Source organism: Alteromonas sp. ABH4_456 (genome assembly GCF_056160645.1).
In genome coordinates, this window is sequence record NZ_JBSWXO010000005.1 from 74,414 (window position 1) to 91,328 (window position 16,915).

A 16,915-nucleotide genomic window follows, 5' to 3' on the forward strand; every position below is an offset into this window, starting at 1 on the left:
ATAATAGTTAATTAATAGGATAGGAAATGAATAGAGTAGCTATCGTTACACCACTCAAGGACGAAATGGACAATATAGACCGTTTAATCAAATCAATTAGCGAACAAGATATGCCAATTGAAACATGGGTCATAGTTGAAAACGGTAGCCAAGATGGAAGCAAACAGTATTTAGAAAACATCAAGAACATACCTAATGTTAAGAATTTTGTAGTGCTTAACTTTTCCCTTCCTAATGAAACTTACCAGTTAGGCGTAAAGTATTCTACAGTGGTTTCACAGGGTTTCAATTACCTTTTAGACAATAATTTAGAACATGAATTTGTTGGAATATGCGACGCAGATTGCTTTCCGAGCAAGGATTACTATTCTAAGTTAACATCGTTCATGAGAAAGAATAACATTTCTATCTCTAGTGGTGTTGGTCAATTCGAAGATGGAAAGCCTGATGGTGAAGCTAGGGAGTGGGTTAGAGGCAACTGTAGACTCTGGAGTTGGGACTGCTTCAAAACATCTGGATACATTATCGGTCCTTCCGCAGATACTTTATCTCTAGGTAAGGCACAATTGATGGGTTTTGAAGCGCGTCCAAATCATTCATTGATTTATACCTGCCGTGAAATGGGAAGTAGAACAAGATATAGCTATTACGGCTACTCTAGCTATTACCGTGGTATTACGCCGGTTTATGCTATCCTACGGTTTTTCAATTACCTGCGAATCGGCCAGTTTAAGCAGAGCGTAGGTTATATGAAAGGATACTTTGGTTCTTTTTTCAGAAATGATGCCCGTTTAAATGATGAAGAATTACGAAATTTTTTTAGTAATACTCTAAAAAGAAAACTGGGAATTAACAAGTGATGTTAAATAATGCACCTATTGAATTTCTAGATATTTCTTTTTCTGACTATTCATTGGACGAAATTTTAGAGAAATTATCACAGGGTATTTTTGACAATAAAATCATCGTAACTCCAAATGTGGATCATATTGTCAGATATCATAATAATAAAAAATTTAAAGATGCATATTCTTTGTGTGATATTTATCTGAATGATAGTAAAGTTCTAGAGTTACTCTCATTCTATACAAAGAAAAAATTGAATCATACGACCCCAGGTAGTGATATAACGGAGAGCCTATTTCGTAAAAGAACTTCTTTCAGTGACTACCAATATGTCGCTATCGGATCGGAAACACATGATATTGATGCTATAAGCTCTCTCTACAGTACCAACATAACACACATTAATCCTTCTTACGGTTTTATCCACAAGGAAGAAGAAGTAGAATCAATTGTTCAATTATGTAAGAAGCTCCCTAAGTCAATATATTTTTTGGCCGTGGGTTCACCGCAACAAGAATTATTAGCAATAAGATTAAAACAAGCTGGTGTTCAGGGCATTTTTCTTTGTATTGGTGCGTCTCTTCTATTTCTATCAGGAAGTGAAAAGAGGGCTCCTATGGTAGTAAGAAATTATCGACTGGAGTGGCTTTATAGATTCTATAAATCTCCAAAGAGACTTTTCAACAGATACTTTGTCAACGGTCCGAAAATAGTTTCCATACTTCATAGATTCAGAAAAAATGATAGATAAAAGACTAATCGAGAAATTTTTATCGACTGGTATGGCCAAGGTAGTATCGGCTTTGTCCGGTGTATGTCTGACATATCTCATTGCTTTAATATACAATCCAGATCTTGCTGGTGTATTCTTTTTTGCATACTCAGTTTTCATATCTGCAGGAACTATCCTTCGAGTAGGTATTGATAATATTTTACTTAAAGAAATTGCTATTACGGGAGTTAATGATAAGTCTCGAGCTTTAATACTTTTATGTTCAAAATGGATAATAAAATACAATTGTCTCGTCTTAGTTTTGTTCTATTTACTATATTTATTTCTTCCGACAAGCTTGCGCTTGAATTTAATTAGTATAATTTTAATTGGTCTCCCCTTCTATTGTTTGTTTTATGCCTCTAGTTTTGTTTATCAAGGCTTGGGGCAATATTTAACTTCTGTATTCTATCAAAATTTAGGCATTAATTTCGTTTTCATCTTCTGTATCTACTTTTTCAGCGTGCTAAACCCTAATATTAGTCTTACTAGTTGCGGGGTAATATTCATCTTCTCAAACATAATTATATTTTTGTGTACCTACACTTCTTTACTAAAAAAACATTTAATTAAAAGAACCAAATTTGGTGACGAGAGTAGCACTAATGTTAACGTAATAAAAGTTGCTAGAAATAATTTTTGGTTAGCTTCTTGTATGAGCGTTAGCGTACAATGGTCTGGTATTATTATTGGAGGTTTTTTTCTTTCGAATAAAGCAGTTGCGATGCTCAGTATCGCACAACGTTCCGCTTTACTTATAAGTTTCGCACTAATGGTCGTTAATATTGTTGTTACACCAAAGTATTCGAAATTTTGGCACGAAGGTAAACTTTCGGAAATTAAGACTCTGGCACAAACTAGTTCAGCTTTGCTAATAATTTCTGTGTTACCTCTTTTCATCTTATTGTTTATTTTCTCTGGCGAGATCATGTCTCTCTTTGGAGATGAATTTTACTCTGCAAAACTGCTTTTTGAGATTTTAGTAGTTGGGCAATTTTTTAATCTAGCAACTGGTTCTGTTGGGTATTTACTTAACATGACTGGCCATGAAGTGACTGTGAAAAAAATTACTGTATCTTCCGGTCTGTATTCGATAATTACATCCTTGATATTCACATATTATTATGGTGTTATCGGAACCGCAATTTCTATAAGTTCAGCAGTGATTTTGCAAAACTTTTTGTTAAGTTACCATGTTAAACGTAAACTTAATTTTTTACCTATTAATGTATTTAATCCTATAGTCAAGAAATTTAATCAGTGATTTTATAACTATCGAAATCTTAACATTTATTATTAATATTAAAACCTGCTGAATTCGACGTCTTACACTTGCTTTCCTAAATTGTCTGTACATTATTATTTTATTTAACTTGTGGAGAAACTTTTCACGATAACTAAGTTCAAATTTTTTGCACATTAGATCATTAGCAATAAAAATAACCCCCTGCGTAATTATCTTTTTGTAGCCCAAAAAATCTGCCATGTTTATTATTTCCTCAAAGCCTATATCTTTTTTATTAATCAAGACTGCGGAATCGAAGAAGGAATGATGAGATCTATAGCCGTCCATCATGGCGTGTAATATTAAATGGATAACCTGCATCGTTGGAGTTAGCGTTCTCACATTTGCATTGCAATAAGCCGGATGCATGCAAGATTCTGAGATAATTAAATTATTGTCTAATTTAAAGAAGTCTGGATTGACAATTGAAGTGTGTAAATCTATGTAAACCGGGATAGGCTTCTCTAAACACCATGTTTGCTCATAAAACCCTTCATAAACACCCTTTTTTTTATCTTCAACAGCATGGCAGTCAACGCTTAAAAGTTTTCTCGCCTTATTAATATCGCTTTCTGAAATCAAGATGTCTATGTCTGATGCTATCCGGGGCTGAGCAGAGCTATAGATGAAATTATTTAACGCTGTAGACTTTAGTAAGATTATTTTTACATTGTTATCTGCTAGTATTTTGATAATTTTTTTTAAACCATCATTTAGTATTTTTTGCTTAAATTTTAATTGTTGAATTAATTTACTTTTATCTGAGCTAGGCTGAAGATATTCATATTTTTCTGAAGACAATAGTAATAAAATAAACTTTCTATATTTCAAATCGAGGAGAGCATTCTCGAATAGACGTCTGTATTCATCTTGAGAAAGCTCTCCATTTGTATATTCTTTAAATATCTTTTTTAACATTTAATGCTACTGAATTTTACTACTCACCATAGTAACTTTGTTCATAATAGTGTTCTCCGTAGTAGCTCATTTTTTTCTGTGAAGCCTGAGTAAGTACGAATCCTGCTACGTTAGCCTGGACTTTATTAAGCCTAGCTAATGTTTCATTTAACATAGATATTTTTGTAGATTCTGCTTTCACCGCTATTAAAGTCGCATCTACATATTTTGACAATATACACGAGTCTGTTACTGGTAATGTCGGAGCCGTATCAATCACAATGAATTCAAACTCAGTTTTCATTTGTTCTAAAAATGCCTTAAATTTCTTAGAACTTATCAATTCAGTTGGATTTAATGGAACTTTACCGCACGTAATTACTTTTAATCCAGTAACTGAATCTATTTCGTTAATCATTAGTTCTTTGTCATGCAGCAAGAATTCAGAAATGCCCACGTTCTTTTTTAAGTTAAGATCACGAGCAACAGCAGGCTTTCTTAAATCAAGCTCTAACAATAATGTCTTTCCAAGCTTACTAAATGCTGATGCCAAATTTATAGATAATGTTGTTTTACCTTCTGAAGCAGTCGAAGAAGTAACTAGTACTGTTTTTGGAGTGTTATCAATATTAGAAAACATTATTGCTGTTCTAATTGAATTTATTGATTCAGAGAAAAGACTTAACGGATCTTCTAAGTATTGATGCTCTGGCAATACATCGCCTTTATTCTTAGAAACTAAGGGAGTAATACCCAAAGAAATTAAACCAGTACTATCTTCCACTTGGGCAGGGACTCTAAATACATTATCAGTCATCTCCCTGAATATGATGAGAAAGACACCTACAGCTGAACCTGCTATCACAGCAAGTATAATTATAATTGGCTTGTTTGGCGAAATTGGGTTTGCAGGCGTTATAGCGCTATCTATAATTCTAATATTAGAAGCATCATAATCTCCAGAAACGTCAGCCTCCATTAATTTTGCTAGAAAGCTTTCGTATATCCGGCGATTATTCTCAACTTCTCTTTCTAATCTCGTTAATTCGAAATTGTCTGCTTGATAAGACTGTAAATTCTCTGTAGTTGTAGCAATTAGACTTTTTACATTATCAACTTTACTTTGCGCAGCTCTATATCCTTTCTTTATGTTCTCTATGATTTTTTCAGCTTCGCGAGTCAAATTCTGTTTTGCCGATTTAAGTTCAGACCTTGCCGAAATAAGCTTTGGGTGCTTATCACCGTAACGTTCTTCTAATTCTTCAACTTTTCTACTGAGTGTTGACTCTTCCCTAACAAGATCTCGAACAGTATTACTTTGGAGAACTGGGCTTATAGCTAAGTAGCTATCGCCTTGCTTCTCCAGTTGAACTACTTGTTCATATAATTCTTTAGCTGATGAAAGTTCAGTTTGAGCCCTAACTAACTCTGTATTCAAAGTTTGAAGCTGAGTGTTCGAAATACGTTGTTGCTGCTCAGTATCTATCAGATTCTGCGCAATCCTAAAATCGCGAAGCTCGTCTTCGGAATTTTGAAGACTAATTCTTAAATCTTCTAGCTGATCTGTTAACCACGCAGCTGTGTCTTTAATTTGTGTCAGTCTGGCTTCAAGTCCAAACTCGATATACGAAGCACTAACTTCGTTTACAATATTTGCTGCCAAGACTGGGTCTGTATTTTGATAGCTAATATTAATAATTTGACTTTGAGTGCCGCCCTCAACTACCAAATTCGCTTGAATTGACTCTGCCAGCATCATTCTTAAGATAGAATCATTTTCCCTATTTTTATTTGATTCTTTATCCCTTGGTATAAAAAAATTTTTAAGATTTGCTAGCGTATAATTATTAGCTTCTTCTCTTTTTCGTTCTTCTGATTCTCTTTTATATACTTCAACTAAATTGAGACGGTCAACCACTGATTCAGCAACTTTTCGAGATTGTATGATTTCATACTGCGTCTCGTAAAACAAAAATATCATTGAGTTCATTATGAAACTATCTTGAGCTGAAGCATTTGGTTGAATCGGATCAGCCTGAATTTTTGCTGTAGCTTGGTAAACAGGAGTAGCTATTTGTATGTAAACGATAGCTAATATAATGAATAAAAAGATTGATGATATAAGACTCCATTTCCGTCTTTTTACTACTTTAATTACTGATTGGATGTTTATCAGTTCTTCGTCGCTTTTAATATTCTGCTTTAACACTTTTCTTCCCCGTAACTTAAAAGAAGCTTTCTTCAACAGTTATTACATCACCTGGCTTAATTGGTGAGGTTAGATTGACGTCCTTAGTCCCTTGATCATCACCTTCTCGACGAACTGTTATACTCGATTTTGAAGCCCTCTCTGAAAAACCTCCAGCTAGAGTTATAGCTCTCTGTACTGTCATACCTTTACGATAGCTATAGCCACCAGGTTTCTTCACTTCGCCATTGACATAAAATTGACGATACTCGATGACAGAAATTGTCACATCAGGTTTTTTTAGATAATCACCCAAGAATAGTGATTTAATTTTTTCCTCTGCTTCATCTACTGTTATGCCTTTTATTTCCACTTGCCCGATTAAAGGAAGTGCAATAGTACCATGACTGGATACTCTAGTTTCTTTTAAGCTTAAATCAGGCTCGTCAAAGACAACTATTGAAATAACATCATCCGGGCCCAATCGGTAATTCTCATTCTCTTGTGATAAAGCTTTCGAAGCAAATAATAGAGAGAATATAAATAATAATAAGACATGAATATTTCTAATAAGTTTATCATTTTGCGACATGGTTAACTCCCTATTAAAATTGTTGCAGTTATTTCAAATATATTGGCTTCATATTCTGCTATCTCTAAGGTAGAATCTCGCTCTTCATGCGTAAATGATGCAGATAGGTCGAACCACCTATTAGCTTCGTAATTTAACTTAATTAAATAAGCAATTCTTTTATCTACCCTTCTTTCACTATAATATAATTCATCTTTAGCTTGTGCTATCCCTACACTAAGCTTAAGTCTCTCTGTAATATCGTGGTTTAAATCACTGGAAAAAGACGTTCGCATTAAACCACCAGCTTCTTCTATTGAGGAATCAACGGATTCTCTCACAGCGTCAATGGTTAGTGATGTATATGTGTTTATTAGCCATGTTATATCTCCATCATAACCTAATCCTTTTATATCTCTGATGTTTTCAAGCTTGTAATCCCTACCCTGATAACCGACGTTAACGTTACCCTCAAGCTTTTCAGAAAACTGCCAGAGCAAACCAACTTTGTATCTATTATATGTGTTATCTAACTCGTACCCGTTATACAAATCGTAGTTAAATTCGCTCATTACCGCTAGGAAGTAAATTCTTGTCTTAACTCCTAATCTATATTCGAATCTAGACAAAAATTGATCAGCACCATAGTTCAAGTAATATAAATCATTATTCTTATATTCCTTAGAATAATTTTTATAATTCAGTTCAAATTTTCCAGTAGAATCATCCGTTCCATAGGTTAGACCAACTCCAATTGTCTCTAAATCAAATTTGTTGTATTCGGTTATGTCTAATTGAACTCTATTTATTGCACCTGGTTCTTCATGATCTATTGAATACTCATATTCTAAATCACTTTGAAACCTTATTGTATGATCATTCTCAAGCTTAAGATTCACAGTATGATCATCATAATTAGCGCTATCTATAGCTCTAAATAAACCATAGTCACCAGAATAATTTAAACTATATTTTTGCTTTGAATGTTTACCTATCACTGAAAAATCAGGCTCTATTCTCAATATTTCATCACTTTGAGCTAGTTCATCAATTACACGGTAAATATTATCCTCGAAAGCTAAAGAAACATCTGTTTCAGCCTCAAAACCTGTTGCTACTCTTGCATTTGCAAAAAAGACTGTACAAGCTTCTAATAAAAAACAGAGAAAGATAAATTTTTCTATGCGCTTCCCTGTATTAATCTTATTTTCATTTTTTTTCATAATCTTTAAACCAATCAACAAAATTTTTAACACCTTGAACGACATTGACCTTCGGGCGATAATTTATAGCCGCTTCAAGTTCACTAATATCCGCAAATGTTCTCTTTACGTCACCGTCTTGCATACCCATATATATTTTATTCGCTTTTTTCTCGCATGCCCTTTCTATCGCGTCAATGAAGTCACCTAGTTTTACTGTTGAACTGTTGCCAATATTAAAGATTCTGTACGGTGCCCGACTGGTAGCAGGATTAGTCAAGTCATCTTTTTCATTTGCCTCGGGAATAACATCTTTGAGTCTAATTATTCCTTCGACTATATCATCGATGTAGGTAAAATCTCGTTCCATATTTCCATTATTAAACACTTTTATCGGCTTATTCTGCATAATCGCTTCCGTGAATAACCAAGGGGCCATATCTGGTCTACCTGCAGGACCGTACACAGTAAAAAATCTTAAGCCAGTAGTGGGTATTCCATAGAGATGTGAGTATGTATGAGCCATAAGTTCATTCGACTTTTTAGTCGCCGCGTAAAGTGAGACAGGATGGTCAACGGAATCCTCAGTGGAAAACGGTACTTTTGGATTCATACCGTATACAGAACTGGATGAAGCATATATAAGATGTTCTATTTCAAAGTTTCTACAACATTCTAAAATAGATAAAAACCCTGTTATGTTTGCTTCAGTATATGCAAATGGCTTTTCTATTGAATATCTAACTCCAGCTTGTGCTGCAAGATGTATTACTTTATCAATATTTTCTTTATTAAATAATTCCTTTAGATTTTCGTATTCCGTCAAATCAATTTTAACAAACTTAAACTTTTCATATTTTTTTAATACAGAAAGGCGATACTCTTTCAGGGTCGGATCATAATAGTCATTAAGATTATCTATACCTACAACGACTTCACCGTTGTCCAACATTTTCTTAGCCGTATGCATTCCAATGAATCCGGCCACTCCTGTTATTAAGGTCTTCATCAAATTTCCTATTTCCCAAAAATTAAATCTATATTTTCACAAACATGTAACCAATACAACGAGTCATTATTTTCATTCTTAATACAAAAAACTTCCATACTTTAAATTTTTAACTTATAGTAACTCTGAATGATATTTAATTTTTCTTTAGAGGCCCTATGAGTGTAAATAAAATACCTTCACTAGACGGATTCAGAGCCTTTTCGGTTTTGTTAGTTCTTCTAAGCCATGCTGGCTTTGGGAACGTTCTTCCCGGAGGCTTTGGAGTTACTGTTTTCTTTTTTCTTAGTGGGTATCTAATCACAACTCTACTAATTTTAGAGTTTGACAAAACCAATCAAATCAAATTTACTAATTTCTTTATAAGGCGATTTTTTAGATTATTCCCGCCGTTAGCCATTACCTTATCTCTTGCTTACCTTCTTGTTTATATGGATATTCTGGGTGGTGGAATTTCATTTAATGGATTCCTCTCTCAATTCTTTTACCTGGCTAATTATCACATGATATTTCAATGGCCCGGTGATATACCGGATGGAACGGGAATTCTATGGTCACTAGCAGTTGAAGAACATTTCTACTTTATCTTCCCTTTTATTTTTTATTTTTCTATTAAAAACACGAATAGAGTATATACCGCTTGGTTATTAGTCTGCATTTGCTTATTTGTTCTTGCATGGCGTATATTTATCACCCAGTATTTTCAAGTGTCTCACGAGAGAACTTATTATGGTACTGATACAAGAATCGATTCAATTCTTTTTGGTTGCATACTCGCTCTCTGTTACAATCCTGTATTTAATAATAGAGGTGACAGCGAACTTAATTTTAAGTCTTATTTAATTTTAACTCTATGCTGCGTAGTAATACTCTCATCATTTTTATTTAGAAATGAGTTTTTCAGAGAAACTTTTCGATACACTTTGCAGGGCATTGCATTAATGCCTATCTTTTACTTTGCCATTCTATTTCCGCAGCACTGGGCATTCAAAATGCTTAATCAAAAACATTTAGTGAGCATTGGAATTTACTCATATTTTATATATCTAATTCATTTTATTTTAATTAAATCGTTCGAAAATCTACATATCTTTGAGTCAAAACTACTTTTAATTATATTGGTAACATTTCTAAGCATTTTTTATGCTTGGTTAATTGACAAATATTTCGACCATTACTTTAAAAGACTTAGAAAAAAGTTCAGATAGAAACTATAATTATTACAAAAAACAGTTCTAACTTTTCAACGGAATTTTTAATTTGCATACTGCCGAATTTATCCAAAAACGCCGTTTTATCGTACGCTTGGGAAAGATGCTACACAAGTATGGTACGCCATCCTTCCGTCTGGAAGCGTATCTGTTGGAAGTGGCGGCCTATCTGGGCGTTCGCGCCTCTATTATAGCAACACCGACTTCTATTACATTTGTTATCTGGTCCGATGGCCACGAAGATGAATATACTCACGCGGCAAGGTTACAACCTGGTGAATTAGACTTAAATTCCCTTTCTCACGTCGATGGACTGGCAAGTGAACTCCTTTGCGGTAAAGTTACACTATCTGAGGCCGACAGGCTACTATCAGATATCGATGCCATGCCTTCTCCTTATGGAAAATTGGTAACAGGTTTCTCATTTGCATTGGCAACAGGTGCTTTTGCTATGTTGATGGGTGCAAGCTGGTCAGAAATCGGTTGGTCAGGCCTGTTAGGGCTACTTTCCTACATCTGGTATTTATGGGCGCTGCGTTCAAAGCGGGTGAACATGATGCTGGAACCTATGACCAGTTTTATTGCAGGTATAGCCGCCAGTGCCATTGGCCGTTATATCGATCCCGGCATTAATATCCCGTTGATTGTTCTCTCGTCCGTAATTGTTCTCGTGCCCGGTTTAGCATTAACCATGGGCTTATCAGAACTTGCTTCTCGTAACATGGTTTCCGGTACTGCGCGGGTAATGGATGCGTTAATGCAATTATTCAAATTGTATTTCGGTGCCTTTCTGGGCGTATCTGGTGGTTTTTCGTTGTTCGGAGAAAACGTTTACGTTCCCGCAGAATCGCTACCTGAATGGGGAACCTGGCTTGCGGTATTCTTGTTGAGTATCTCTCTGGTTGCCATTTTCCGCACGCGGCCAAAGCATATCCCCTGGGGCATTGCAGCGGCTTTTATCGCTTATGCTGCATCGGTGTGGAGCGCCGACTTTATGGGTGCGGGCATGAATACCTTCGTTGGTGCTTTTGCGCTGGGTGTATTTGCCAACATGTTTACCCGTATTGCTCGACAGCCACATACCATTGTGGGAATGCATGGTTTGATTGTGCTGGTGCCGGGTTCTAAAACCTACATTGGGTTAAATTCTTTTATTTCCGGGCAAGACTTTGTAGCCGCTGAACATGTCGGTCAGGAAGTGTTTCTGATATTTATGTCACTCATTGCCGGATTAATTTTTGCGAATGTGGTGGCACCAACTAAAAAAGCGCTTTGAGTGAACTATTACGTTGACGAAGTGGTAAGAAGCAATTGCTCCCACTTTTTCTGGCAGGAAAAACGAAATAGAGCTATTGCCTCTTACACAGGGCGAAATGGTAATTTTCTAACGACCTTTAATCAAGCACCTTTGTAAACCCGTTCGCCTATGTTTCTGTAATAACAAAAAACATAGCCGGATACGCCCATGCCCGAAACCACCAACGCAGTCGATACTTGGAACGGACTGCTTAATGATTTAAGCACCCATCTGCCTGATGTACTTGTCGGGCTTGGAATATTCATTGTTCTTGTGCTTATTGCAGGTCGCCTTTCTAATTTGCTGATCAAGCCGTTTGGCTATGTGTCGAAAAGTCCGCTTATCCGCTCGGTTACCCGCCGCACTATCAGTGCCCTTATCATGCTGTTCGGTTTGTACATCTTCCTTAAAATGGCCGGACTTACTGAATTCGCTGTTGCCATTGTCAGCGGTACGGGTTTGATTGGTCTTATTCTTGGCTTTGCGTTTAAAGATATTGCTGAGAATTTTATTTCCAGTTTGCTGCTTACTGTGCAGCGCCCCTTTCGCATTGGCGATGTAGTACAGATAGAGTCTTACAACGGTGTGGTGCAAAAGGTGACGTCCCGTGCTACCACGCTGGTCGATTTTGACGGTAATCATATTCAGTTGCCGAATTCGATTGTGTACAAGGGAATTATTAAGAACCTGACGGCTAACCCGAATATGCGCGGGCAGTTTGTGATTGGCATTGGCTACGACAATAACATTGGTGAAGTGCGCGACCTCGCCATGGCTCTGTTAACTGAACACCCTAACGTGCTTAATGAACCAGAGCCGCAAGTGCTGATTGATACATTGGGTTCTGCCACGGTAAACCTGAAAGTGTATTTCTGGATTAATGTGGAAACCACCAGCGTGGTGAAAATGGCCTCTTCGCTGATGCGTATCCTCGTTGAAAGCTTTACGCAGGCGGGTATTTCCATGCCGGACGATGCCCGTGAGATTGTTTTTCCTGATGGTGTGCCGGTTCGCCAGATATCCGCGCAGGAACAGTCAGGGCAAGAGGAATCTGAGAACAGGCAGTCTGGATCCTCTTTGCCTTCCGTGCCATCTTCATCATCCGCTACGTCGCCATCCCCTGCTCCGTCCAAGGCTAAACCGGAAAGGGTTGTTGTACCGGCGGTCATTGACCACAGTGAAGACGTGAGTAGTGAGAATGACGATATACGCCGTCAGGCAGAGCACGCCCGTGATCCTGAAGACGGCAGCAATATTTTATAGAAGGGAATAAAAACCCCGCGCACAGGTCTCAATCGTTCCGGGCGCGGGAAAAGGCCTGAGCGATGAGCTTGTCAGGCCTGAGGGACTGGTGGTGAATTAACGTTTCACTGTGTGTGCTTAGCGCAATAACTTAATGAGAGTTCTGCCAAGGCGCACGTTAAGCGCACCGGCGGCCACGGCTTCTGCCGAGTTTTCTACCACTTTGGCGGCCAGAGATCCGCTGATTTGATTAGCCAGTTCATCGGTAGCCATATCAAACAGACTTTGTGCTGCCAGGTTCTGTGCCAGCACTTTAAATAATCGCCAGCTGCCGGCAGTGCCGGGGCGTAATCCGAATACTCTTGCGATACGCCGGATGGTACGAAAACTTATCCACGCAATGGCCAGTGTCTGAATAAGGTGGTTCGGACTGATAAACGCCAGGCTTCCGCTCACTACCGCTTCTTTACGTAATACTTCTTCGGCTTTTTTGGTTACAGGCACCGCAACCATGCTTTCATACAGGCCAACTGCATCCGCTGCGGTCATATCTGCATGCAATGCACTCTGGTACTGCTTGTAACATCTGGCGGCATAGCTGTCTTTGCCGAAACGTTGGGCGTGCTCACGGATGCGTTTTTCAGCAACGGCGCGATCGTCCAGCTTGGCCAGTGCGGGCAGATTCAGTGGGCTTTCAATACAGGCTTCTACCGCACGAAAGCCACGCCATTCTTTCACAATAAGCGCGATAAGCGCGGCTACAAAGCCGCCGAGTAATACGCCAAGGCCGGTGGAAATCAGCGGATACTCACTGAATTGTGTGACCAGAGAGTCGATGGCATCGAACACCATAAAGCCGGTAACGGTAAGCGCACCGAGCACCAGAGTAATGACTTTCAGGGAAATGCCCTGCTGACCGTCGATATCCCATTCGGAGGTATCTATTTTTGCCGGCATCTGCTGGCTGGGAGCCTGCTGCTGCAGCGGCGTTTCGATGGTACGTGACCGGTATTCCGGCGCTTTATAATCGGTTTCACTCATGTTTAAACCTTTAACTAACGGGTTGTCAGTAAAAACTGAAACAGTTTATCCAGTCCCCTGCCGTTTAACATGCGGGGCAGATAGTCTGCGGGCACCGGCGGATACAACGCAGGATAATGCTCGTCTGCCGACATATCTTTAATACGCACCGGCAGAGGTTCGAACTGTACTTCCACATACTGTTTATGCTTGTTGGTGTAACGCAGCGCACCGGGCTTGCTGCCCTCATCGGTGGCCTGAATAGCTGACACCAGAAAATGCTCGTGAGGTACGTCTTCCCGTTCGAGCTTGGCGGTGGCTCCGCCGCATACGTCTTTCAGTAACGCCAGCAATTGCGGCTTTTCAGTGTCTGGGATGAGATCGGCTTTGGTGGCCACAAATGCCACTTTGCCGATTTCCTGTTTGCGTAACACGTGCTTTGAGAACCAGTCCTGTTCGCCATACACAAACACGTCTGCCAGGTGGCTTAACGTTTCTTTTAACTGGGCCAGATGCTGTTTGCTGTGATTCAACCCTTCGAATAAATCCACCAGAATAATTTGCTTATCTGCTTCACGGAAGGTACCGGCGCGGAGCGGTTTAAGCCAAACTTGCTGAAATTCACTGAACCGTGCGTTGAATGCTTTGGTCCAGGGATGGGTAATATCACTGCTTATCTTTGCAGGCAGCGGCGTAAAGCCGGTTTCCCGCCAGTTAAACCCGCTGCCATCCAGCAAAAAACTGCCCGGCTGCAACATGGCAATACCGGCCTGTTTCGCCTGTTTTAAATAGTCACGGTAGCTGCTTGTGAGCGTGAGCATGGCTTCAAGTGTGGGGTCGCTATCGAAATCGAATTGTTCCAGAGTTTGATGCCAGTCTTTGGCATAGAAACGCTGGGGATCGGTCATTTGCTGGGCCAGCGCGGAATCAGACCACTGGGCAAAGGTTTTACCGGCCATGGGTAAATCCGTGATCCACTCGCCGGGATAATCGATAAACTCAAACACCACATGGGTATGAGGAAACAGATACTTTTTGAACTGACCGGTTTGCTTTAACCGCACCACCATTTTAAACGCATACACGTTCTCGGTGGGAGCAGGCCACTCGCCCTTTTCCAGTGAGGCAATGTGATCGTCGATGGGGAATAACGGAAAGTCGTCGACCGGCTCCAGCCACATGCTGTCCACCAGCTCTGCGGGTAAGTGCTTTAACAGCGGCAAACACTGATACTGATGTTCACTGCGATACTTCAGGATGGTCATTAAACTGGTGAACAGCATGGATTTACCGCTGCGGCTTAACCCGGTAATGGTAAAACGGTGATTTTCACGTGTGAACCAGTCGCCTGCCGAAGTCATGCCATCAAGCAAGGGTTCCAGCGGTGACAACACATTCTTCAGAAAGCTCTTCATTGATACCCGTTATTCGCAACACATACCGGTATGATATGGGGATCACCGGTGAATTTAAAAGCAGTTGTCACATTTGGATACAAATCGACAGAAGAACCACTTCTTGACTAGTTTTTAACCGCCGCTACACTCTGGCATATACCGTCCCTATATACAGGTTATTATTATGGTTAAAGCGACTATATTTAAAAACAATCAATCTCAAGCTGTTCGCTTACCGAAGGCGGTTGCTATGCCAGACAATGTTAAATATGTAGAAGTAATTGCTGAAGGCAACAAGCGAATAATTGTGCCTGCAGATACTGCATGGGATGACTGGTTTGATGCCCCCCCTCTTGATGATTTTATGGATGACAGGTTGCAACCTGAAACACAGGAACGCGAGGAATTTTAGTGCTTAAATTTATGCTCGATACGGACATCTGCATCTACACAATCAAAAGAAAACCGCCTCAGTTAAAACGCTTGTTCAATATTCATATAGGCCAACTTTGCATTTCATCTGTCACTTGGGGAGAGCTTGTCGCTGGCGCAGAAAAATCCGTGGATCCAACAAAAGCTCTTACCGTTATAGAAGGTTTTGCTGCACGGTTAGAGGTGCTCGATTTTGACCAGCATGCTGCGCAGCAGTTCGGAGAAGTTAAATCTACCCTTGAAGAAGATGGGAAAATGATTGGCCCCTACGACACAATGATTGCAGGACATGCTCGTAGCATAGGACTAACTCTTGTCACAAATAATCTGCGAGAGTTTGAAAGAGTGAATGGCCTCAGAATTTGTAATTGGTTAACTTGAGCCAGAAAGATTATATCGGAATCTTTATTTAGCTGATTGCTAAACACAAATATACTTCCTACCGTAGTATCATTCCCTCCTCCTCATGTTACGTGTAACATCACCGGCAGACTAATCGTAAAAAAGAGACGTTATGCCTGCCAAACGCCCTACACTTCAGGATATTGCCGACATTGTTGGTGTAACTAAAATGACGGTAAGCCGCTATCTGCGGGCCCCTGATTCTGTGGCACCGGCTACGCAGGCCAAAATTGCAGAAGCTTTAACGTCGCTGGGGTACATTAAAAACCGTGTGCCGGCCATTTTGTCGAAATCCTCCAGTAAGACCATTGGCATTATTATTCCTTCGTTGTCGAATCAGGTATTTGCTGATTTGGTGCAGGGGGTTGAGAACGTCACCGCTGCCAACGGCTACGACACCCTGATTGCTCACACGGGTTATAACCCGCAAACCGAAGAAGACAAGATTGATATGATGCTGTCGTATCAGATTGACGGCCTGGTGCTCACTGAAACCCAACACACACCGCGCACCAGGCAGATGCTGAAAAAGGCTGGTATTCCGGTGGTGGAAACCATGGAAGTACCCGGCGAGCCGTTGGATATGGCAGTGGGTATGAACCACGAACAGGCCGCTTATGAGGTGGTTAAGCGGATGCTGGACTCCGGCAAACAGAATACGGTTTATCTTGCCGCCAGGTTAGACAGCCGGACGCTGCTGCGGCAACAAGGTTACGAACGGGCCATGAAAGAAGCGGGCTTACAACCGGTAACGGTGTCCACAGCGGAGCATTCCAGTTTCACCCGTGGTGCACAATTGATGGCGCAGGCGTTGTCCTTACATCCGCAAACTAACGGCGTGTTCTGTACGAACGATGATATTGCCATCGGCGCAATGCTGCATTGCCGTCAAACGGGAAAACAGATCCCTGCAGACATGGCAGTGGTGGGATACAACGGGCTGGATATCGGCGGCGCAACCACGCCGGTATTAACCAGTGTGCTTACTCCCCGGGAAGAGATGGGAGAACAGGCAGCCCGCCTGTTGCTGACATCGTTGCAGGGAGAAGCGGTAGCAGAGAAGCTGATTACTTTGCCTCACAGCCTGACTGAGGGGGAAACATTGTAAGCTAAAAACCGGTACAGCCTAAGTTAGTAAGCGCCA

At 39.9% G+C, this 16,915-nt stretch carries 16 protein-coding genes; 9 read left to right on the plus strand and 7 right to left on the minus strand.

Annotated features, from left to right (window positions below):
- The first annotated feature begins 26 nt into the window (after window positions 1–26).
- From ACXAG2_RS09635 to ACXAG2_RS09645, 3 genes are read left to right on the plus strand one after another with little or no spacing between them, the layout of a single operon-like run.
- Complete coding sequence (locus ACXAG2_RS09635) at window positions 27–860, plus strand: glycosyltransferase family A protein (protein ID WP_474866386.1); 834 nt, start codon at window positions 27–29, stop codon at window positions 858–860.
- Entirely contained in the window at window positions 860–1,597 is a 738-nt protein-coding gene (locus ACXAG2_RS09640) for a WecB/TagA/CpsF family glycosyltransferase (RefSeq protein WP_474866875.1), read from the plus strand. Before ACXAG2_RS09635 ends, ACXAG2_RS09640 begins: the two co-directional genes overlap by 1 nt.
- Window positions 1,587–2,882 (plus strand): MATE family efflux transporter, encoded by a 1,296-nt coding sequence (locus tag ACXAG2_RS09645; protein ID WP_474866388.1) that lies wholly within the window; start codon window positions 1,587–1,589, stop codon window positions 2,880–2,882. Before ACXAG2_RS09640 ends, ACXAG2_RS09645 begins: the two co-directional genes overlap by 11 nt.
- Here the strand turns inward: ACXAG2_RS09645 and ACXAG2_RS09650 are convergent.
- Genes ACXAG2_RS09650 through ACXAG2_RS09670 form a run of 5 tightly spaced genes read right to left on the minus strand, consistent with a single transcriptional unit; the run spans window position 2,835 to window position 8,770 of the window.
- A complete protein-coding gene (locus tag ACXAG2_RS09650; protein WP_474866390.1) occupies window positions 2,835–3,821 on the minus strand; it encodes a nucleotidyltransferase family protein in 987 nt (328 codons plus the stop codon). The two genes, ACXAG2_RS09645 and ACXAG2_RS09650, sit on opposite strands and share 48 nt — an antisense overlap.
- Window positions 3,822–3,840: 19 nt before the next feature.
- Window positions 3,841–6,045, minus strand: coding sequence for a GumC family protein (locus tag ACXAG2_RS09655; RefSeq protein ID WP_474866392.1), 2,205 nt, complete (start codon window positions 6,043–6,045; stop codon window positions 3,841–3,843).
- Window positions 6,026–6,580 carry a polysaccharide biosynthesis/export family protein gene (locus ACXAG2_RS09660; RefSeq protein ID WP_474866395.1) on the minus strand — a complete coding sequence of 185 codons (555 nt, stop codon included), beginning with the start codon at window positions 6,578–6,580 and terminating at the stop codon, window positions 6,026–6,028. Before ACXAG2_RS09660 ends, ACXAG2_RS09655 begins: the two co-directional genes overlap by 20 nt.
- Window positions 6,581–6,582: 2 nt before the next feature.
- Window positions 6,583–7,782 (minus strand): outer membrane beta-barrel protein, encoded by a 1,200-nt coding sequence (locus ACXAG2_RS09665; protein WP_474866397.1) that lies wholly within the window; start codon window positions 7,780–7,782, stop codon window positions 6,583–6,585.
- The gene (locus ACXAG2_RS09670) at window positions 7,769–8,770 is read right to left on the minus strand and encodes an NAD-dependent epimerase (protein WP_474866400.1); all 1,002 of its coding nucleotides are present in this window, start codon (window positions 8,768–8,770) and stop codon (window positions 7,769–7,771) included. Before ACXAG2_RS09670 ends, ACXAG2_RS09665 begins: the two co-directional genes overlap by 14 nt.
- Before the next feature lie 158 nt (window positions 8,771–8,928).
- Between ACXAG2_RS09670 and ACXAG2_RS09675 the strand changes: the two genes are divergently transcribed.
- The 3 genes from ACXAG2_RS09675 to ACXAG2_RS09685 all read left to right on the plus strand — a co-directional run bounded on the left by ACXAG2_RS09675 (window position 8,929) and on the right by ACXAG2_RS09685 (window position 12,541).
- Window positions 8,929–9,978, plus strand: a complete 1,050-nt coding sequence (locus ACXAG2_RS09675; protein ID WP_474866403.1) for an acyltransferase family protein — start codon at window positions 8,929–8,931, stop codon at window positions 9,976–9,978.
- 52 nt (window positions 9,979–10,030) lie between these two features.
- Window positions 10,031–11,257: a threonine/serine exporter family protein gene (locus ACXAG2_RS09680; RefSeq protein WP_474866405.1), complete on the plus strand. Its 1,227-nt coding sequence runs from the start codon at window positions 10,031–10,033 to the stop codon at window positions 11,255–11,257.
- A 189-nt stretch (window positions 11,258–11,446) separates the two neighbouring features.
- Entirely contained in the window at window positions 11,447–12,541 is a 1,095-nt protein-coding gene (locus tag ACXAG2_RS09685) for a mechanosensitive ion channel family protein (protein WP_474866407.1), read from the plus strand.
- Between the two features lie 117 nt (window positions 12,542–12,658).
- Here ACXAG2_RS09685 and ACXAG2_RS09690 read toward each other — a convergent pair whose 3' ends face one another.
- The gene (locus ACXAG2_RS09690; protein ID WP_474866410.1) at window positions 12,659–13,561 is read right to left on the minus strand and encodes a DUF697 domain-containing protein; all 903 of its coding nucleotides are present in this window, start codon (window positions 13,559–13,561) and stop codon (window positions 12,659–12,661) included.
- A 14-nt stretch (window positions 13,562–13,575) separates the two neighbouring features.
- Window positions 13,576–14,955, minus strand: a complete 1,380-nt coding sequence (locus tag ACXAG2_RS09695) for a YcjX family protein (protein ID WP_474866411.1) — start codon at window positions 14,953–14,955, stop codon at window positions 13,576–13,578.
- 166 nt (window positions 14,956–15,121) lie between these two features.
- Between ACXAG2_RS09695 and vapB the strand changes: the two genes are divergently transcribed.
- The 3 genes from vapB to ACXAG2_RS09710 all read left to right on the plus strand — a co-directional run bounded on the left by vapB (window position 15,122) and on the right by ACXAG2_RS09710 (window position 16,879).
- Window positions 15,122–15,349, plus strand: a complete 228-nt coding sequence (gene vapB, locus ACXAG2_RS09700) for a type II toxin-antitoxin system VapB family antitoxin (RefSeq protein WP_474849102.1) — start codon at window positions 15,122–15,124, stop codon at window positions 15,347–15,349.
- Window positions 15,349–15,750 (plus strand): type II toxin-antitoxin system tRNA(fMet)-specific endonuclease VapC, encoded by a 402-nt coding sequence (gene vapC / locus ACXAG2_RS09705; RefSeq protein ID WP_474849104.1) that lies wholly within the window; start codon window positions 15,349–15,351, stop codon window positions 15,748–15,750. The genes vapB and vapC overlap by 1 nt, the downstream gene beginning before the upstream one ends.
- A 133-nt stretch (window positions 15,751–15,883) precedes the next feature.
- Window positions 15,884–16,879: a substrate-binding domain-containing protein gene (locus ACXAG2_RS09710; RefSeq protein ID WP_474866412.1), complete on the plus strand. Its 996-nt coding sequence runs from the start codon at window positions 15,884–15,886 to the stop codon at window positions 16,877–16,879.
- Window positions 16,880–16,915 lie beyond the last annotated feature (36 nt).